This is a genomic window from Sinorhizobium sp. CB7 (assembly GCF_041357635.1).
GTDB lineage: Bacteria > Pseudomonadota > Alphaproteobacteria > Rhizobiales > Rhizobiaceae > Rhizobium.
The window spans coordinates 188,015-206,296 of the sequence record NZ_JAULLL010000011.1 but is presented as its reverse complement, the minus strand read 5'-3'; the positions used below and the strand labels follow the sequence as shown (position 1 = coordinate 206,296).

Here is an 18,282-nt window from a genome sequence, read left to right as displayed (position 1 = left end):
TCGGCCTGGCGTCGCTTCTCCCGAAGCCAAGATCGAAACGACCTGTCCACGTGTCCGGGAGCCAGGTTCCAATTGCCCCTGACAGTTCCAACTACGTTCCCGCTGAGATAACTCAGTTCAAGCCCACCACCCTATGCGGCACATAAGGCTCCTCGAGTTCATGGATCTCGTGGTCGTTCAACTTGACGTCCAAAGAAGCGACGGCGTCCTTCAGATGCTGAAGCTTGGTCGCGCCGATGATAGGAGCCGTCACGCCCGCCTTACTGTTAAGCCAAGCCATCGCAACGAGTGACCGCGAGATGTTCCTGGCTTCTGCTATCTTTGCGACCACATCTACCACGCGCCGATCCGCGTCGTCCGCGTGGCCATAAAAACGCGCCGTCACGTTGTCGGTCTGAGACCTCAGGCTGCTCTCCTCCCAGGGCCGGCTGAGCCGGCCGCGAGCAAGCGGGCTGAACGCTATGATTCCGACACCTTCCGCTTTGCAGAGAGGCAGCATCTCCCGCTCCTCCTCGCGATAAAGGAGGTTCATCTGGGCTTGCATCGAAACGAAGCGTGACCATCCAGCAGCGTCGGACTTGTAGAGCGCGCCTGCGAATTGCCACGCGTAGCAATTGCTTGCCCCGATGTAGCGGACCTTGCCGCTCGCAACCAGGTCGGTCAACGCCTCCAGGGTCTCTTCGATAGGTGTCGAGTTGTCCCAAAAGTGAATCTGGTAAAGGTCTATGTAGTCGGTCCCCAGCCGCTTGAGGCTGGCTTCGGCCTCGGCGATGATCGCCTTACGGGACAGTCCAACCGCATTTGCTCCATTGCGCATCTTGCCGTAGACCTTGCTGGCAATGACAATTTCGTCGCGAGGGACCATCTCCTTCAGCAGCTTGCCGACAATCTCCTCGCTGGTGCCGTCCGAGTAGACGTTCGCCGTGTCGAAGCAATTGATGCCCAGCTCGAGCGCCTCTTTGATGAAGGGCCTGCTGTCGTCTTCGGACAGGGTCCACGCATGGTTGCCGCGATCCGCGACGCCGAAACTCATGCAGCCGAGAACCAGTTGCGAGATTTTCAGACCTGACCGGCCAAGTTGACGGTATTCCATCTTCTATTTTCCTTCTGATACGGTTTTCGAGCCGAACTTGGCGAGCGCCTGCGCCAACTCCGGGTGAGATTTGGCATATTCATGGAGATCAATTCCGCCGACTGCAGCGTCCCAAGCTGCGCGGACAGCTTTCACGCCCGCCGACGGCCCGCCGGGATGGCTGACCACCCCACCACCGCAGAGATAAAGATGGTCTATCGTCTGCCCCGTCCTCCGATAAGTCTCCGGTGCCTGCCCGCCCCACTGGCCCGAGCAAACGACAGGCAGAGGGCGATCGCCGTCATCGAAGATCGGCTTCTGGAGATCATGAAATGACTGCACGAAAGAGTCGTCCGGTTCCCAGTATTTGGCAGAGATCCCGTTGATCTGGAATTGGTCGACGCCAAGCAGGCGCCAAAGCTGCTGGTAGACCGAGAAGTCGAACCCCAAGCCTGGGTGCCGAGTGAGAAGATCCCAACCGTTTCGATGAGCATGCAAAACCAGAGATGAACGTCGACGCAGAAACAGGAAGGCGCCCATGCCGATTGAATTGATGTTGATGACTGCGGCGTTGCCGCCCTCGCGCAACACCATGTCGTGCTTGCGGACCATCTCGTCTGGATCGACGTCAGATATGCCGAAGGCATACATCACCTTCTTACCGGTACGCTGCTCTTCGTCACGGATGATCGGCATGATTGCTTTCACGCGCGCCTCTAAAGAGGAGTAAGGTGGCGAGGCGAGCTTCTCGTCGTCCTTGATGAAGTCGACGCCGGACGGTGCCAAATCGGCAACAACTTCCGCCGTCTCGTCCGGCGTAAGCCCGAGCGCCGGCTTGATGATCGTGCCGATGATTGGTCTGTTGTAGACACTAGTCAGTCGCCGAGAGCCCTCGATACCGAATTGAGGGCCCGGGTAGACGCCATCGAACTCCGGCGGCAACTGCAGGCTGATGATCCGCAGTCCGGTAAGCCCTTTGATCGACCAAACACCGCCGAGCGCAATCGTCGTCAGAGCCGATAGGTCGGTGCCGACCGCTTCGAAGGGGTACGCGATGGTCGCCAGGGCGCGATTGAACGCCCTCCCCTCCGTGGGAAGAGACGGGACGTTGGTCGCGCCGAGCTGCTCGAACGCCACAATCCTCGCGGCCGCGCGGGCTTTGAGCTCCGGCGTCTCGCCCTGCAACGCAACGAACGTCCCGGTAGATTGGTCGCTCGCTATCTTGGCGGCCAATGCCTCGGGGTTCCCCGCCGTCTCGATCCGGTAGGTGACCAGTATGTCAGAGGGCCTTGGTTGAGCCAATTCTATCGTCATCGGAGTCACGTCGTTGGTACTGGGGCGGCCGCAGGGATGAGGCCGGATGACTTCAAATCGTCCCAGAAGGCGCCCGGTATTGGGGTTGAGATCGCCGCGACGTTGGCCGTCACATGTTCCGGTGTCAGTGCGCCTTGCACTACCGCAGTCACTGCAGGATGCGCATAGACGAACTGCGTCGCGGCAGTTGGGAGGGAGACACCATGGCGTTCGCAGACTGCTTCGAGCGCTTCAACCTTCCGCACTATGGCCTCTGGGGCGGGCTGACAATCGTAGGTGCGGGTCGTGGTCCGCGATTTGCTCCCCTCGGCGAGGATGCCTGAGTTGTAGATACCGGCGGCGATGATACCAATGCCCCGTCGCTGCATTTCCGGATAGAAGTGGTCGAGCGCACCGTGGTTCAAGAGGGTATACCGTCCTGCTACCATAGAGCAATCGAGATCGAACTCCTCCGCCACTTGCAGGACCGACGCCGTCTCATTGACGCCGAGACCGATCGCCTTAACGGAGCCCGTCCGTCGCAGTTCGTCGCAAGCCTTGTAGCCACTCGATCTCAGCGCCGACAGATGGGTAGCATAGGCTTCGCGGTGCCATTCGCCGCTCACGTCGTGGAGATAGAGGATGTCGATGTGGTCCATGCCCAGCCGCTGCTGGCTATCTTCAAAGGCGCGCATGATGCCGTCATAGGAATAGTCGTATTCATCGACGAACGGCAGTGCTTCCACCCAGTCGATGCCGTAGAGGCTCTCCGCGCGCTTGGCGCGGCTTTCGGGCTTCAGTATCCGGCCCGCCTTGGTGCTGACGACGACCTTCCCGACAAGGTCGTTGTTCCTGAGAACATGGCCGAGGGAGTGCTCGGATTTTCCGAGACCGTAGAGGGGCGCAGTGTCGAAATAACGAACGCCGAGCTCATAGGCTTTGAGGACAACCGCTTCGAAGGCTTGGAAGCTCACGTCGACATTGCAGCCGCCGAGCGGCGATGTCCCTAATCCGAGGGAGGTGAGTGTTACATCGGTCTTTCCAAGTGTTCTCTGTAGCATGCTGATCGTTCCTTATTGCCATAATGCTAAGCGGACGGCCTTCGGCCGTCCGCCCCAGCTTCTTGATTACATGTATTTCTCGACGTTGCTGGCATCGAGGATGAGCCACGGAACGACGTAGTCCCTGTCCTTGCCGCCCTTCCAGTCCATCAGCGAGCCCCAGATTTCAGCCTGCGGCTTGTAGTCGTCGCCCTTGATGGCATGCAGCGCCAGGTCTACGGCGCCCTGGCCTTCGGCGCGGGCATATTTGTAGAGCGACACCGCCAGTTCGCCCTTCTTCACGGCACGCTTGGCATCGGGAATGCCGTCGATCGAAAGGACCGGAACGGTCTTGAGATCAATACCGGCGCTCTTCATTGCCTCGATCGCGCCGAGCGCCATCTCGTCGTTCTCAGCGAGAACGCCATTGATCTGACCGGGATGCGCGAGCAACCAGTTCTCCATGAGAGCCTGGCCTTCGGCGCGGCTCCAATTGCCTGTCTTGGCTTCGATGAGCTTCAGATTGGGGAACTTGGCGAGGCCGGCATCGACGCCAGCGCGACGCTCGATCTGGGCAGACTGGCCGATAGGCCCTTCCATCAGGACGACATTGCCGCCGTTGGGAAGCCGCTTGCCGAGTTCTTCGGCGATAATGCGCCCGCCTTCGGTGTCGTTGACAATGATAGAGGCGGTGTAGTTCTTAGACTTGGTTTTGAGCGCCGATACGATCAGCGGGATTTTCGCTTCCGCTGCTTTGTCGATCGGCGGGGCCGACGCCTCGAGGTCGAAAGGCGCCATGATGATGGCGTTAAACTGCTGCGTGATCGCGGTGTCGATCTGGTTTGCTTGAGTGAGCGGGTCGTACTTGCCGTCGAAGACGGTGATCTCGACCTGGCCCGACTTAACGGCGGGATGGTTCTTGATTTCAGTCGACCAAGCCTTCATGTATTCGCCGGACTCGCCGAACGATAGAGCCGCAATGCGGATCTTGTCTTCTGCTAACGCCAATTTGGGTCCAGTCAATGTCGCCGCGACAAGTGCCAGTCCCGCACCTGCCTTGAGCAGGCTCCTCCTAAACATCTGCATTTTCTTGCTCTCCTCTGGTTTGAAAACTGCCCAACCACGCCCTTGCATGACCGAGCATTGTCGCCGACCACGTCGGCGGCAATTCCGAAACTCGTTATTTGCGGATTTGGTCGGCGATAACCGCGACCACGATGATCGTGCCCTTAAGCACCTGCTGGTAGTAGGACGAGACCCCCATCAGATCCATGCCGTTATTGATGGTGCCAATGATCAGCGCGCCGATAAGAGTGCCAAGCAATGAGCCACGGCCGCCTGCAAGGCTCGTCCCGCCGATGACGACGGCAGCGATCGCGTCCAGCTCGTAGCCAATGCCCGCCTGGGGCAGTGCTGCGGTTGTCCGTGCGGTCAACACAAGCCCAGCCATACCGGCGAGCAGGCCGGAGATCACGTAGGTGGCGCCGACGATGATCTTCGTCGAGATACCGCTCGTGCGCGCCGCCTTCTCGTTGCCGCCGACAGCGTAGACGTAGCGGCCGAAGGTCGTGTAATTCAGAACCACCCAACCGACGATGAACACGAGAAACAGGATGATGATCGGAACAGGGAGGTACATAACCTGGCCGGAGCCGATCCACTTGTAGGCGTCGGAAAGATTAGGGATTGGGCTGCCCTGGGAAAAGATCAAGGTCAGACCGCGAGCCACACTCAGCATTCCAAGCGTCACAACGAACGGGGGAACCTTTATCGCGGCAACGAGGACGCCGTTCACCAGGCCTAGGCCAGCTCCGACTGCAAGTCCGGCCAAGATGCCAATGAGGACGAAGTGCTCGTTTGTTTCAGTCACCAGGCTCGCAGCAATCATGCCGGAAAGTGCCATCACCGACCCAACGGACAGATCTATGCCTTTGGTCAGGATCACGAAGGTGACACCGATCGCCAAAATGCCGTTGATCGATGACTGTCGGACTAGATTGAGCCAGTTCGGCCAGCTCATGAAATAAGGGCTCGCGAACGAGAAGAACGCGACAATCAGCAAGAACACCAATACGATGCTGAATTGCCTTATTATTTCTCCGGCACGGAAGCTTCCTGGTTTTCCCACAGCGATTGTACTCATACTCAAATCCTCCCATTGACGGATTGGGGCTGGTGATCAGCTCGCCAAGTCCATGAGCGTCTGTTGTGATGCCTCGGCACCGTCGATTATGCTGACGAGCTGCCCCTGTTTGAAAATTGCGATCCTATCGCTAAGCTGCATGATCTCCGGTGCTTCCGAGGAGACCACGAGAACGCCGTTGCCCTTCGCCGCGAAGTCCCGCAGGAAGGCATAAATTTCCTGCTTCGAACCTTCGTCGATGCCACGCGTCGGCTCGTCGCAAATGAGGAGCTTTGGATTTGTCAGAAGGCATCGGGCCAGCACGACTTTTTGTTGATTGCCGCCAGACAATGTTTCGACGGCAACGTCGGGCGAGGCCGACTTGATCCTCTGCGAGACGATCATTTCTTTGACCGCGCTCCGCTCTTTATCGCCTCGGATGAAGCCGCTGATGGCCACCAAGGCGAGTGAGGAGAGCGTAATGTTATGGGCAATCGAAGCCGACAAGACGAGACCGCTGTCCTTGCGGTCCTCGGTCACCATCGCCATTCCACGCTGGATCGCTTCCTTGGGACTGCCTGGTTTAACCTTGCCGCCGTTGAAGACAACTTCGCCCCCAGTCGGCGAATGCAGACCGAATATCGTCTCGAGGAACTCGGTTCGTCCGGATCCGAGCAGCCCGTAGATGCCGACCACTTCGCCCGATGCAACGTCCAACGAGATGTCCCGGAAATGCGAGCCTCTTGCCAAGTTCGAGACGGAAAGGAGGATGGGTGCGTCTTCAAGAGGCTTGCCCTTCTCGACCAGCTTGACTTCGCGGCCAACGATCTGTGTCACGAGATGACGCCGATCGATGTCCTTAATGTTTCCGGTCTCGATGAAACGGCCGTCGCGAAACACCGTGTATTCATCCGCGATCTCGAAGATTTCGGTGAGTTTGTGGGATACGTAGATAATTGCGGAACCGCGCTCGGTGATCTTACGGAGCGCATTGAACAAGACGTGGACTTCGTGTTCGCCAATAGCCGATGTCGGCTCGTCCATGATGACGATGTGTGCCCGATAACTGAGAGCCTTCGCGATTTCGACGAGCTGAATCTGGGCGAGGCTCAATTCCCCCATCTTCTTACGAGCGTCGACTTCGAAACCCAGTTCGTCGAGAAATGCCTGGGCGTCCCGGCGCATCTGACTGAAGTCGACAAGCACCCCGAGCCGCTTCGGCTCGCGGCCAAGGTAAAGGTTCTCGGCGACGGTCATCTCGGGAACCGGAGAAAGCTCCTGAGTGATGATCGCGATCCCGTGACGCAGAGCGTCAGCAGCACTTTTGAAGTCAACCGGCTGACCATCAATCTCAACTGTCCCACCATCGCGGCGAAGCAATCCCATCGTGATATTGAGGAAGGTCGATTTGCCCGCTCCATTGCCACCGCACAGCGCGTGGACGGTACCGGCCTTCAGGGTGAGTCGCCCATCAACGAGCGCCGGGACACCGTTGAAAGACTTTTCCACGCCCTCAGCCCGGAGAAGTACGCGTGCCGGCGAAGACTGCGCGGTTGACGGGGCTTCGATCTTCTCAGTTGCATTGACCATGATATGACGTCATACCTCATAAAACCGAAAAATAGGCCGCATGTATGGGCGCGGCAGGTTCGCGCTGGTGCTACTTGCTCTCCAGCCCCAGGATTGCGCGTGCCTCGTCAGGTGTGGCGGGCTCGCGTCCCACTCTTTGTGCAACCTCTACAGCACGGGATATCATATCCGCGTTCGTGGGCGTGCCGAACTCACGATAGGGGTAATCGCCGATGCCGATTGCCATATGGCCGCCCAGTCGGGAAATCGCAGGAGCGATGTTTATTAGATTTCCCCCAAGGCAATTGACCGTCCATTCGACAGGCCTGTCGTCTGGCAGGAATGAAAGATGCGCCATGAGACCGGCCTCTGTCGGCGGATGCCCGGTGATGTACCGCCCTCCCGTGAGGTGGAGGAGAAAATAAGCAGGACCCTTCACAAGACCCGCATCCATCAGAGCGATGGCGCGACGGGTGAATCCGACGGACCACGAGACTAGCTTCGGTTTGACGCCTTTTTCGGCCAACGTACGCGCATAATGCGCGAGGCTTTCGGTCGTGTTCAGATAAAGCCGCTCGGGGTTTTCGAACGTGCGCTTCTCGGCATCCCATAGTTCCAGATTGGCCGATCCGGTGTCGATCGGGGCGATGTCGGGCCGTGTGGCCGGATCCAATGCCAGGGTTGCGACTGTATCGATGCGCTTCTTGGCGTCGGAGTCGTTCGAGATGAAGCCAAGAGTAGGGAGGATGAGCAAATCCGTGGCGCCCCTGACTTTGCGGATGATTTCGGCATTCGCTTCGACGGTGTTCGTCGCACCTCCGTCGGGCGTTCTCGCATGGTAATGAAGGATCGCCGCTCCCGCCTTTCGAGCTGCAACGGCGGCTTCGACGATCTCATCGGCGGTGTAGGGGATATTGGGATTGGAGGTGCGCGGCGCGTACTCGTTGACCCTAGCTTCGAGAATGATCTTCTTTTGCATCTTCCAGTCCTTATGCCGCCACTGAACCCACAGTGCCCGCCTTGGCGCGGAGGAAGAAGTCATCGGCGCCAATCTGCCCGCCCTTCAACATGACTTCGAGACCATTGATCTCGGCGTCCTCCGGTGCTTCCAGACGACAAACATGGCAGTTCTGAATTCTATCGAATACGATGATCTCAAGCGCTTCCGCTCCAATCGTCCGCACCGCGTAGCTAGAACTGTCACCGCCGGAAAAGACAATGCGCGGTAATGAAACCACACGGCGGACAGCGCGGGCGACGTCGCAGTAGATGGCTCCCAAACGTTCCGCCGGGACTTCGCCGCCCGCCACCCGGCCGGACTCTCCGCGGGCCGTGTAGATGATTGTCGGGCGGCCACGATCAAGTCCTTCGACCGCCTTTAGAGCAGTCTCCTGGGCAACTGCCGCAACTTGGCGGTCGGACTCGATCTTAGAGACATCCAAGTGGACCATCTTCCAGCCAGCGGCTTCCGCCGCGGCGATCTGACGCCCAGTCTGGAGCGCGCAGCTGCCAGACAAGACCAGCAAATTTTCGACTCCAGCGATTTCAGTCTTCACCGGCTCGGACGACGACAGCAATCCCAAACGTGCCCAAAGGGCGCCAAGTTGTTGCGCAAGGCCTTGAGCTGCAAGCGCAAACTTAGGTGCCGCCGAACACCGTGCCCAAAGCAGTTCAGCGACAGCGGCAAGATCGGTGTTTTCAAGGCCATCGAAAATGACCCCTGCCCCCTCCTGGAAAGCTTTAAACACGCGCTCGTCCATTGCCGAGCCGTCCCGGATCATGGGAAGCGTGACGTTGACGAATTCCATGTCCGTCTGCCCGGCCAAATGCATGCGTAGGTCAGACTCGTGCATCGGCGTCCTAGGATGGCGTGACATGCTTGGATGACGGTCCAGCCGCTCTATTCTGTCGGCGAAGCGCGCAAAGTGGTTTCCGAAGCAGGTGTAGCGCCCGAAGTCCGGAGTTGCGGCGAGGACTGAAACGTCCCTCTTGCCGAAGTGAGCCGCGGCACGCGCCAGGACGGCGCCGTAGCTTCCGACGGCCGGCGACGAGTCGAAAGTCGAGCAGATTTTATACTGGATGAATGGACTATCGAGCGTGCTGATAATCGAGAAGGCGCTGTCGAGTTCCTCGTCAAGTTCGGCCCCAGACAATGCTCGTGCAGTGCCGGCAAAACCAAGCACGTCATAGGACTGGGCATCTACTGCCACTTTCTCTACGGAAGGACGCGCCAGATACAGCTTGCCTTTCACCCCGCTCCGATGGAACTGCGCCAAATTCTCGGACGAGCCCGTGAAGTCGTCGCCGTAAAATGCGGCCTTGAGCTTGCCAGGTGATGTCATCGGATTCTCCCAATCTCCCGGCCGAGGATATCTGCCTCCATACTTCGGCCGGGGTCCACTCTTGACAATACTCATAGAAGCAGCTCATAACTCTGTCAAGGTCATACCTTATACCTTATACCTCGTATCAAAAATTGGAGGACAAAATGAGACTGTCTGGACGTACTGCGGTGGTGACCGGCGCCGGCCGAGGCATTGGACTTGCAATCGCTGAAGCGTACGTTCGCGAAGGCGCGAACGTCGTCATCGTCGACCGCGATCGGGAGGTTGCTAACGAGGCCGCGGTCCGGCTTGGGGACCGGGCGCTGGCCGTCCGCGCCGATATTTCGGTCGATGAAGACGTCGAGGCTATCGTTAAGGAAGCAGTCGGCCGGTTCGGTACAGTCGAGATACTCGTTAACAACGCAGGCGTGGGCGCGACCACCTTGTTCCTCGAAAGCTCGAGGGAGGAATTCGAGCGTGTTGTCCGGATCAATCTGACGGGGACATTTCTCGTGGCGCAGGCCTTCGCGCGGATCATGGCGGCCAAAGGCTACGGGAGAATCATCAACATCGCTTCCTTGTCCGGTCAGAAGGGCGGGGTCGGCCGTTCCGCTTATGGCGCCTCCAAGGCAGGCGTCGAGCTCCTCACGAAGGTGATGGCGGTCGAACTCGCCGAATCGGGAATCAACGTCAACAACATCGCCCCCGGCCCGATATTAACCGAGGTGTCGAAGGTCATGCATACGGTCGAGACTCGTGAAGCCTATCATCGACTTGTTCCGCAACGCCGTTACGGCGAGCCGTCGGAAATCGCCGACGCCGCGGTGTTCCTGGCGAGCGACGAGGCTGCCTATATCACGGGACACACGCTGAACGTCGACGGCGGCTTCTTGGCCGCTGGCCTCATGTTCCCATTCGATCCAAAGGCCTCGAAGCGACTGGGACAGATCAGCGAATAACTTCGATAAATGGCCAGTTCCACCGTTCGGCATTTGTCGCAAAACGCAAAACGCGGTATGACCTCGTACCTTCCTCAATTTTCTGATCGGAGCGTGACTAGGAATGCTGTCTGTTGACCCAAAAAAGATCCCAAGCCGGTTGGACATTGCGCTCGATTACATTACGGGCGAGATTGCCAAAGGAAACCTTGGACCCGGTGACAAACTTCCCAACGAAAAGGAACTGGCCCAGCTTCTCGGCATCAGCCGCACCCCAATCAGAGAGGCGATTAAGACACTTGCGGTGTCGGGCCTCGTCGAGACTCGGCATGGCTTCGGCAATTACATCCGCAAGGACGAAGGCCTTCCGGCGATGCCGCTCGCAATGTTCCAACTCTATCTTCAGAGTTCGACGCCCGAAATGCTGATGGAGCTGCGCTTTATTTTCGACCGCAACTGTTCTGAACTCGCTTCGTTACGGCGCACGGACGAAGACCTCGCCACAATGAGGGAGTGCATCGACCGACTGAAAAGGTTGTCGGATGATCCGAACTCCGCGATCGAAGACCTCCTTAAGGCCGATCTCGATTTTCACCGCGCCATATACAAAGCCGCTGGTAACCCGTTGATTGTGGTGATCGCGGACTTCGTGCTCACCATGGTCGCACCGTGGGTCCAGAAGTCGCTCGAAGTCAGTGGCAAATGGCGCGCGGTCGGCCTTCACGAACGCATGTACGAAATGATCCGCGACAGGAAGACCGGTGACCTCAGCCGCGAAAGCGTCGAGGAGAACATGGAACACTTCCGCACGTCGTTGTTGAAGTAACGAGAGGCTTGATCTTATTTCGGTGATCAGAGGTGCGGCGTGGCTCGCGTAGCAGAGCCTTTACTCGCGCGGCACAGGATCAATGCGAGTCCCGGGAGTTCGCCGACAATGGCAATCCCTCTAAAGCCTGCGATGGAAGAGATCCGCTCAGTAAAATGGCCCACCCCGTTCAGGGTAGGCCACGATCATTAGCGATCGGCACCACGGCTCACCTGTTCGCGGGCAGCGATGTCGGCTCGTATCATGTCCATCTTTTCGAGAAGGCCATCGTAGGCGAACTTGCCAAGCGGAAGTCTTTTTGGCGGATTGGCCTCGTGTGCCACATCAACGATCGCTATGGCTGCCTTTGCGGGATCACCAGGCTCTTTTCCCACATTGGCACGAAAGGTTCGGCGTTGGGCGCCGGCTGTTTGATCGTAGTCGGCGATGACTTGATCGGCTCTTACTTCATTCGCGGAGTTGCCTGCCCAATCGGTCGCAAACGCGCTGGGCTCGATCAGAACGACTCTGATCCCCAGCGGAGACACTTCCAGGTCGAGCGCCTCAGAAAGGCCTTCGACCGCGAATTTCGAGGCATTGTACCAACCAACAGCGGGAAATGAGCGAACGCCGCCGATGGATGAGACGTTGAGGATGGTTCCCATACCACGTTTCCTCATCGAAGGAAGGATTGCATTCGTAACCGCAGCAAGCCCGAAGACGTTGATCTCCATCATCCTTCGCACTTCAGCATCATCGCTCTCCTCGACTGCGGCGAAATAGCCGATGCCCGCATTGTTGAAGAGGATGTCGATGGAGCCGAATTTTTCTTCGGCATCCTGAACCGCCGCCGAAATCGACGCTTTGTCGGTAACGTCCACTCGGAGAGCGAGGATGTTATCCGAACTCGCCTTAAGCAGTTCTTCCAGAGCCTCTGGATTTCGCGCCGTTGCTACGACGCGATCACCTCTTTTGAGAGCTTCGGCAGCGACTAGATTGCCGAACCCGCGCGATGCGCCTGTGATAAACCAGGTTTTCATGTTCGATCCTTTTCGCTCTTGGCCGGCGTCGATAATGCTGCCGGGCATCTCGCCAGATGGATCGTTGTGCGTTGCCCTTAAAGGCCGCGCATCCTCATCGTACCGATGAGCGCTATTCACCATTGGAGGCCAGCAGCCTCGTCGGTGTTTTCTGATTGAGCGCCGCGGGTCCAGTTTCCCGTTGGCAATCGCAGAATCACTTCATTCGCGGCCATTTGATCCTACAACTGACGACCCGCAACGAGCCTACCCAATGACTTGGTGGTGAAGTGCACGGACGCCGCGGCTTCCAGGAAATTGACGACGCTCGCCGTTTTTTCGTCGCGCATTATCAGATCGCAAGCGGGCCAGCCAAACCTCAGCCAGGAGACCCGCCTGCGCTGTCCAAGTCTATCCTGTGACGATCCACTAACTGCTCGAAATCGGCGTGCTGGGATGATATTTGCTGTCCAGCTCGTTGATCGCCCTGACATTGCCAGCAGAATGGCCGCCTTCGTCGAACGTCTTGCCCAGAAACGTGTCGGCGATCGACTTAGCGTGCTCCGGTCCGATTACACGAGCGCCCAACGTGATGATCTGCGCGTTGTTCGAAAGGGCAGCACGCTCGGCGGAATAGGTGTCGTGCGTCAGGGCGGCGCGGATGCCGGGAACCTTGTTCGCTGCTATGCAGACGCCAATTCCGGTTCCGCAAACGAGAATGGCCTTGTCGTATGTGCCTTCGAGCACGCCGGAGGCGACGCGCTCCGACAGATTGGCGTAAAAGGGATCGGGACCGGCCTCGGTTCGCGAGACTTCATACACGTCAAAGCGATCTTTCAGGTGTTCGGCCAAAACCTTGGCAAGACCTTCGCCAGCGCTGTCTCCTGCAACGGCAACCTTCATATTTTTCTCCTTAGAGTTTGGCGGCGCATTTCTCAAGAATGTCGAGATATCCCTCGACGCTCCACGCCGAACGGCCAATGAAAAGCCCGTCTATGTGCGGGCTCGAAATCAGTTCTTCACAGTTCTGCGGATTGACCGAGCCGCCATACAGGCAGGGGACCTTCCGACCTATCACCGCCCCGGCGATGGCAATAATTTCGGCCTGACGCGCATCGGCGTAGTCAGCGGTTGCCGGAACACCCGTCTCGCCGATCGCCCAGACGGGCTCATAGGCAAAAAGGATCTCTGCCTCCTTCTGCGTAGCTGTCAGTTTCGAAAGCGCGCCACGCACCTGGGTAGCCAGAATTTTCGAAGCGTTTCCGCTGTCGCGGTCTCTTGAAGTCTCACCTATGCAGATGAGCGGAATGAGACCGTGCCGGACGGCGGCTTCTGTCTTCAGAGCCACTGTGTCATCAGTCTCACCGAAATGTTCACGCCGCTCAGAGTGGCCGAGTTCGACCAGATCGAGCTTGCAGTCCTTCAGCATCAGCGGCGAGACTTCGCCCGTCCAGGCGCCCCGTTCGGCCCAATGCATATTCTGGGCGCCAACCTTCACCGAGGTTCCCGCGAGCATCGCCTTCACCTCGCGAAGAACTGTGAAGGCCGGAATGACGAAGCGCTGGATGCGTGGATGATCCGTCGAGCTTGCCTTGAGATCGCGCACAAAATGCTCGGCATCGGCGAGTGTCTTGTTCATCTTCCAGCTGGTGCCAATCCAGATGCGTTTCTTCTCGGTCATGTCCCGCTTCACCGCGTTTCCATTTCAGTTGACGCTGCCCGACCTAAAGTGATCCGGCCCGATACCGCTTCGCCATCTCTGAAAGCGGGATGACGTTGATAGAGCTTGCGCGTCCGGCCGTTCCGAAGGCTTCGAATCTTTCGCGACAAAGCTTTGAAAGAGCCGTCATCGCGGGCTTCAAGTACTTGCGAGGATCGAATTCAGTCCGATCCTCGGCCAGCACTCTGCGCACCTGCCCGGTCATGGCCATTCGGCAATCCGTGTCGATATTGACCTTTCGCACGCCGTGCCGGATGCCCCGCAGAATTTCATCGAGCGGTACGCCCCAGGTCGGCTTCATCTGGCCGCCGAACCGATTGAAAATTTTCTGCAACTCCTCCGGCACGCTTGAAGAACCATGCATGACGAGATGCGTGTTCGGCAGCTTCCGGTGGATCGCCTCGATAACATCCATTGCGAGAACATCTCCGTCTGGGCGACGTGAGAATTTGTACGCGCCATGGCTCGTCCCCATTGCGACGGCAAGCGCGTCCACCTTCGTCTCCTTTACGAATTTCGCGGCCTCGTCCGGATCGGTCAGAAGCTGATGCGGATCGAGCTTGCCTTCAACGCCGTGACCGTCTTCGGCTTCGCCCATACCGGTCTCCAGCGAGCCTAGAACACCAAGCTCCCCCTCCACCGAGACGCCTGCCCAATGAGCGATCTCGCTGACGTCTTTCGTGACCTTAACGTTATACTCCCAGTCCGCCGGCGTCTTCCCGTCCGCGCGGATCGAACCGTCCATCATCACCGAGGTAAAGCCATGTTGGATTGCGGTGACGCAGGTGCTCGGTTCATTCCCGTGGTCAAGGTGGACGCAGACGGGAATATGCGGGTAGATCTCCGTCACCGCGTCCATCATGTGTTTGAGCATGATGTCATTGACATATGCCCGTGCCCCGCGGCTCGCCTGCAGAATGACAGGCGAATCCGTATCATCGGCCGCTTCCATGATCGCAAGCGCCTGTTCCATATTGTTGATGTTGAATGCTGGGACGCCGTACCCTTGTTCGGCAGCATCGTCCAACAGTTGGCGGAGAGTGATCCTGGCCATGAAATCTCACTCGCTGGTTAGATTGGAATTGAGATAGCTCGCGATCAGTTCGACCTCGGCTGCCGAACCGAAGACCAGCGGCGTGCGGCAATGATAGGAGGCCGGAACCTTATCGAGGATCGCCGAAATGCCATCCGTCGCCAGCCCTCCGGCCTGCTCCATCAGGAACGCGATCGGGTTTGCCTCGTACACCAGGCGAAGCCGTCCATTTTGGTACCCTGACCTCTTGTCGGCGGCGTAGAAAAAGACACCGCCCCTGAGGAGGATCCGGTGGAGCTCGCCGACGGCCGACCCGAGCCAGCGCATGTTGAAATCGCGGCCACGCGCTCCATCCTTGCCCGCCAAACAATCCTGAAGATACAGGCTCAGACCGGGCTGCAGGTGGCGGTGATTGGAAGCGTTGTATGCAAGTTCCGACGTGTCCCGAGGTATCTGGACCCGCCTTCTCACAATCAAGAACTCGCCAGTTTGCGGATGCATCGTCGCCAGCAGCACGCCTTCTCCGACCGAGAAGCCCAGATCCACCGTGTTGCCGAATGACACGTAACCGGCGGCTGCCTGTCGCCTTCCAGGAACGAGAAAAGGGTCTTCAGCTTCGCTGAATGGAATGATCGAGAAAATCGTTCCGACGGGCGTGCCCAATCCGACATTCCCCGAACCGTCGATCGGGTCGATCGCCACGGCGAAACGATGGCCTTTGAACACAAGCGGCGCGTCGGCCTCCTCGGACAAGACGCGCGCAGCCCCTGCCCGTTCCAGAATCTCGAGGAACAACTCGTGCGAGGAGACGTCGATGGCCTTTTGCGCGTCTCCGTCGGAATTGCATCCGACCAGACGCGCTGGGTCGCCCTCCAGGGAACCCGCCGCGATGCGCTCGGACAACAGACAGGCCGCGTCCAATACACCGTTTATCAATGCCGTCACGCCCTGACGCGCCGTGTCCTCACCGGCCCATGTCGTAAGATACTCATCAACCGACCCGCACTGGACGCGGGTTTGTTCGTTCGCGAGAGTTACCGGTGCGGTCATTCGTCGACCCTCACCTTCGCAACAGCGCGCGCGACGATCGCCTTGCGAGTGATTCCGAATTTTTCGTACAACGTCTCCGCCGGCGCGGAAGCGCCGAAGCCGGACATCCCGATCACGTCGTCTTCGCTGTCGACATACCTGGTCCAGCCGAACTTCGAGAGCGCCTCCACGGCGATGCGTGGTGCGTCTCCCAGGATCGCGTTCCGGTACTCCTTCGCCTGCCTTTCGAAGAGGTCCCAACTCGGCATCGAAACGACCGCCGCTGGAATGTTTCTTGCCTCCAACTCTTCGGCGGCCTCGATCGCAAGCGCGACTTCCGTTCCAGTGGCGATGAGCGTGATGGCGCGGTCCTTACTGGCTTCCCGCAGCACATAGGCTCCCCGTGCGCAGCGATTGATGCTATCACGCTCGGAGCGGAGCTGCGGTACATTCTGCCGCGAGAGTGCCAGAACGGATGGGGTGTTCTTGCTGTTTATGGCAAGGTCCCAGCATTCCAGCGTTTCGATCGTGTCAGCGGGCCGGAACACATGCAGGTTCGGCATCGCTCTGAGGCTGGCGAGGTGCTCGACGGGCTGATGGGTCGGGCCGTCTTCGCCGAGACCGATGGAATCATGCGTCATCACGAAAATAGAGCGGACGCCCATGAGAGCCGCCACACGAATGGCATTGCGGCAGTAGTCCGAGAACACGAGGAACGTGCCGCCATACGGTATGAAGCCGCCATGAACCGCCATGCCGTTCATCGCGGCGGCCATGGCGAACTCCCTCACACCATAGCTGACATAACGACCGCTCTCAGCGGGGGTGAAATCGCTGTCGACGGCGGGAACACGGGTCAAGTTCGAGTGGGTGAGGTCGGCCGAGCCGCCGATCAGTTCGGGAAGCAACTCCGCCAGCGTCTCCAGCGCAATCTGGCTCGCCTTGCGCGTGGCCACCGATTGCGGCTTGTCGAGCAGCTTCGCCTTGGCGGCGCTCACCGCTTCCGTGTATTGCGGCGGCAACGAGCCATTGGTGCGACGCTGAAATTCGCTTTTGACGTCCGGTTCCGCGGTTTCGAGCCGCGCTTGCCACTCCCTGCGTGCCGTAGCGCCCTTTGCACCAATCTCGCGCCATGTTTCCAGGATTTGAGCGGGAATCTCGAAAGCATCTGCCGTCCAGCCGTAAACTGCCTTTGTCGCGGCAGCTTCGCTCGCGCCCAGCGGTGCGCCGTGCACTGAGCTTGTTCCTGCCTTCGAGGGAGAACCGTAACCGATGATGGTTTTCAGAGCGATCAGGGACGGCCTTGACGCTTCCGCACTCGCGTTCGAGATCGCCGCATCGATCGCTTCAGCATCATGGCCATCTACGCGTTGAGTGTGCCATCCGTAAGCATCAAATCTCGCAAGCACGTCTTCCGAAAACGCTATCGCGGTCGAACCGTCGATGGTGATGGAATTGTCGTCATAGAGGACGATCAACTTGCCGAGTTGAAGGTGGCCCGCCAGTGAGGCAGCTTCCTGACCGACACCTTCCATGAGGCACCCGTCTCCGCAGAAGACGTAGGTATGGTGGTCGACAAGTGCAGCGCCGAATTCAGTTGCCAGGCGTCGTTCCGCTATCGCCATTCCGACTGCGGAGGCGATTCCCTGCCCCAATGGGCCTGTCGTCGTCTCGACGCCGGCTGTGTGCCCGTATTCCGGGTGGCCCGGTGTTTTAGAGCCCCATTGGCGGAAATTGCGGATCTCCTCAATGGTCAGGTCTTTGTAACCGGTGAGGTGCAGAAGGCTGTAAAGCAACATTGAGCCGTGACCATTCGACAAAACGAAGCGATCTCGGTCTGGCCACCCGGGTTCGCTTGCGTCGAATTTGAGGTGCCTGCCGAAAAGGACGGCCGCCGCATCCGCCATACCCATCGGCATACCGGGGTGACCCGATTTTGCCGCCTCAACCCCGTCGATCGACAGGACACGGATGGCGTTCGCGAGATCACGGATCGAAACTGCTGCTGACAAGTCTTCCTCCCTTTTATCCGATCCTATTGTGGCGCACTTCGCGCAAAATCACAACAGAAAATCACAAAGGAACATTTACTTTTGTTATCTTGTGAGAATTCGTAACGCATTACCTTTTAAAACGCACAGGCTTTTTCGCTCGCAGTCAGGTGGCGGTAATGGTCAGCCAGCGTGGTTCGTGCCTTTGGTCAGAAGAGATGCACGTGACTTTAAATCGAGCAGAAGAAGCATTTCCGCCGACGATGTCTGCACCCAAACGAGGTGCCGGTAGCCCAATGGTACAGGATCACTTTTCAGGGCATCCAA

16 protein-coding genes are annotated in these 18,282 nt (G+C 58.5%); 2 read left to right on the top strand and 14 right to left on the bottom strand.

Translation table 11 applies throughout. The features are described 5' to 3' along the window. Positions 1-112: 112 nt before the first annotated feature. The 8 genes from AAE029_RS21720 to AAE029_RS21685 all read right to left on the bottom strand — a co-directional run bounded on the left by AAE029_RS21720 (position 113) and on the right by AAE029_RS21685 (position 9,438). Complete coding sequence (locus tag AAE029_RS21720) at positions 113-1,093, bottom strand: aldo/keto reductase (protein WP_371074970.1); 981 nt, start codon at positions 1,091-1,093, stop codon at positions 113-115. A 3-nt stretch (positions 1,094-1,096) separates the two neighbouring features. Beyond that, positions 1,097-2,386 carry a 3-oxo-isoapionate-4-phosphate decarboxylase OiaX gene (gene oiaX, locus AAE029_RS21715; RefSeq protein WP_371074969.1) on the bottom strand — a complete coding sequence of 430 codons (1,290 nt, stop codon included), beginning with the start codon at positions 2,384-2,386 and terminating at the stop codon, positions 1,097-1,099. A 5-nt stretch (positions 2,387-2,391) separates the two neighbouring features. Continuing rightward, entirely contained in the window at positions 2,392-3,426 is a 1,035-nt protein-coding gene (locus tag AAE029_RS21710) for an aldo/keto reductase (protein WP_371074968.1), read from the bottom strand. Positions 3,427-3,492: 66 nt separating this feature from the next. After that, positions 3,493-4,491 (bottom strand): substrate-binding domain-containing protein, encoded by a 999-nt coding sequence (locus AAE029_RS21705; RefSeq protein WP_371074967.1) that lies wholly within the window; start codon positions 4,489-4,491, stop codon positions 3,493-3,495. A gap of 94 nt (positions 4,492-4,585) precedes the next feature. Further along, a complete protein-coding gene (locus AAE029_RS21700) occupies positions 4,586-5,548 on the bottom strand; it encodes an ABC transporter permease (RefSeq protein WP_371074966.1) in 963 nt (320 codons plus the stop codon). A 36-nt stretch (positions 5,549-5,584) separates the two neighbouring features. Further along, positions 5,585-7,117: a sugar ABC transporter ATP-binding protein gene (locus AAE029_RS21695; RefSeq protein ID WP_371074965.1), complete on the bottom strand. Its 1,533-nt coding sequence runs from the start codon at positions 7,115-7,117 to the stop codon at positions 5,585-5,587. Between the two features lie 70 nt (positions 7,118-7,187). Beyond that, on the bottom strand, positions 7,188-8,075 hold the full coding sequence (locus AAE029_RS21690) for a 3-keto-5-aminohexanoate cleavage protein (protein WP_371074964.1): 888 nt from the start codon (positions 8,073-8,075) through the stop codon (positions 7,188-7,190). Positions 8,076-8,085: 10 nt separating this feature from the next. Further along, the gene (locus AAE029_RS21685; RefSeq protein ID WP_371074963.1) at positions 8,086-9,438 is read right to left on the bottom strand and encodes a four-carbon acid sugar kinase family protein; all 1,353 of its coding nucleotides are present in this window, start codon (positions 9,436-9,438) and stop codon (positions 8,086-8,088) included. A 146-nt stretch (positions 9,439-9,584) separates the two neighbouring features. Between AAE029_RS21685 and AAE029_RS21680 the strand changes: the two genes are divergently transcribed. Then, a complete protein-coding gene (locus AAE029_RS21680) occupies positions 9,585-10,379 on the top strand; it encodes an SDR family NAD(P)-dependent oxidoreductase (RefSeq protein WP_028754333.1) in 795 nt (264 codons plus the stop codon). 103 nt (positions 10,380-10,482) lie between these two features. Next, complete coding sequence (locus tag AAE029_RS21675) at positions 10,483-11,184, top strand: FadR/GntR family transcriptional regulator (RefSeq protein ID WP_371074962.1); 702 nt, start codon at positions 10,483-10,485, stop codon at positions 11,182-11,184. 188 nt (positions 11,185-11,372) lie between these two features. Here AAE029_RS21675 and AAE029_RS21670 read toward each other — a convergent pair whose 3' ends face one another. From AAE029_RS21670 to tkt, 6 genes are all read right to left on the bottom strand, one after another. Beyond that, the gene (locus AAE029_RS21670) at positions 11,373-12,203 is read right to left on the bottom strand and encodes an oxidoreductase (protein WP_371074961.1); all 831 of its coding nucleotides are present in this window, start codon (positions 12,201-12,203) and stop codon (positions 11,373-11,375) included. A gap of 408 nt (positions 12,204-12,611) precedes the next feature. After that, positions 12,612-13,085, bottom strand: a complete 474-nt coding sequence (locus AAE029_RS21665; RefSeq protein WP_371074960.1) for an RpiB/LacA/LacB family sugar-phosphate isomerase — start codon at positions 13,083-13,085, stop codon at positions 12,612-12,614. 10 nt (positions 13,086-13,095) lie between these two features. Beyond that, positions 13,096-13,863 (bottom strand): triose-phosphate isomerase, encoded by a 768-nt coding sequence (locus tag AAE029_RS21660; protein ID WP_371074959.1) that lies wholly within the window; start codon positions 13,861-13,863, stop codon positions 13,096-13,098. Between the two features lie 43 nt (positions 13,864-13,906). Continuing rightward, on the bottom strand, positions 13,907-14,956 hold the full coding sequence (gene fba / locus AAE029_RS21655; RefSeq protein WP_371074958.1) for a class II fructose-bisphosphate aldolase: 1,050 nt from the start codon (positions 14,954-14,956) through the stop codon (positions 13,907-13,909). 6 nt (positions 14,957-14,962) lie between these two features. Further along, on the bottom strand, positions 14,963-15,985 hold the full coding sequence (locus AAE029_RS21650; protein ID WP_371074957.1) for a class 1 fructose-bisphosphatase: 1,023 nt from the start codon (positions 15,983-15,985) through the stop codon (positions 14,963-14,965). Beyond that, a complete protein-coding gene (gene tkt / locus AAE029_RS21645; RefSeq protein ID WP_371074956.1) occupies positions 15,982-17,976 on the bottom strand; it encodes a transketolase in 1,995 nt (664 codons plus the stop codon). The genes AAE029_RS21650 and tkt overlap by 4 nt, the downstream gene beginning before the upstream one ends. Positions 17,977-18,282 lie beyond the last annotated feature (306 nt).

What these genes read in the sequence shown, in the direction of transcription:
- AAE029_RS21720 (WP_371074970.1), bottom strand. Translation starts at nt 1,093, where the DNA reads ATGGAATACCGTCAACTTGGCCGGTCAGGTCTGAAAATCTCGCAACTG.
- oiaX (WP_371074969.1), bottom strand. Translation starts at nt 2,386, where the DNA reads ATGACGATAGAATTGGCTCAACCAAGGCCCTCTGACATACTGGTCACC.
- AAE029_RS21710 (WP_371074968.1), bottom strand. Translation starts at nt 3,426, where the DNA reads ATGCTACAGAGAACACTTGGAAAGACCGATGTAACACTCACCTCCCTC.
- AAE029_RS21705 (WP_371074967.1), bottom strand. Translation starts at nt 4,491, where the DNA reads ATGCAGATGTTTAGGAGGAGCCTGCTCAAGGCAGGTGCGGGACTGGCA.
- AAE029_RS21700 (WP_371074966.1), bottom strand. Translation starts at nt 5,548, where the DNA reads ATGAGTACAATCGCTGTGGGAAAACCAGGAAGCTTCCGTGCCGGAGAA.
- AAE029_RS21695 (WP_371074965.1), bottom strand. Translation starts at nt 7,117, where the DNA reads ATGGTCAATGCAACTGAGAAGATCGAAGCCCCGTCAACCGCGCAGTCT.
- AAE029_RS21690 (WP_371074964.1), bottom strand. Translation starts at nt 8,075, where the DNA reads ATGCAAAAGAAGATCATTCTCGAAGCTAGGGTCAACGAGTACGCGCCG.
- AAE029_RS21685 (WP_371074963.1), bottom strand. Translation starts at nt 9,438, where the DNA reads ATGACATCACCTGGCAAGCTCAAGGCCGCATTTTACGGCGACGACTTC.
- AAE029_RS21680 (WP_028754333.1), top strand. Translation starts at nt 9,585, where the DNA reads ATGAGACTGTCTGGACGTACTGCGGTGGTGACCGGCGCCGGCCGAGGC.
- AAE029_RS21675 (WP_371074962.1), top strand. Translation starts at nt 10,483, where the DNA reads ATGCTGTCTGTTGACCCAAAAAAGATCCCAAGCCGGTTGGACATTGCG.
- AAE029_RS21670 (WP_371074961.1), bottom strand. Translation starts at nt 12,203, where the DNA reads ATGAAAACCTGGTTTATCACAGGCGCATCGCGCGGGTTCGGCAATCTA.
- AAE029_RS21665 (WP_371074960.1), bottom strand. Translation starts at nt 13,085, where the DNA reads ATGAAGGTTGCCGTTGCAGGAGACAGCGCTGGCGAAGGTCTTGCCAAG.
- AAE029_RS21660 (WP_371074959.1), bottom strand. Translation starts at nt 13,863, where the DNA reads ATGACCGAGAAGAAACGCATCTGGATTGGCACCAGCTGGAAGATGAAC.
- fba (WP_371074958.1), bottom strand. Translation starts at nt 14,956, where the DNA reads ATGGCCAGGATCACTCTCCGCCAACTGTTGGACGATGCTGCCGAACAA.
- AAE029_RS21650 (WP_371074957.1), bottom strand. Translation starts at nt 15,985, where the DNA reads ATGACCGCACCGGTAACTCTCGCGAACGAACAAACCCGCGTCCAGTGC.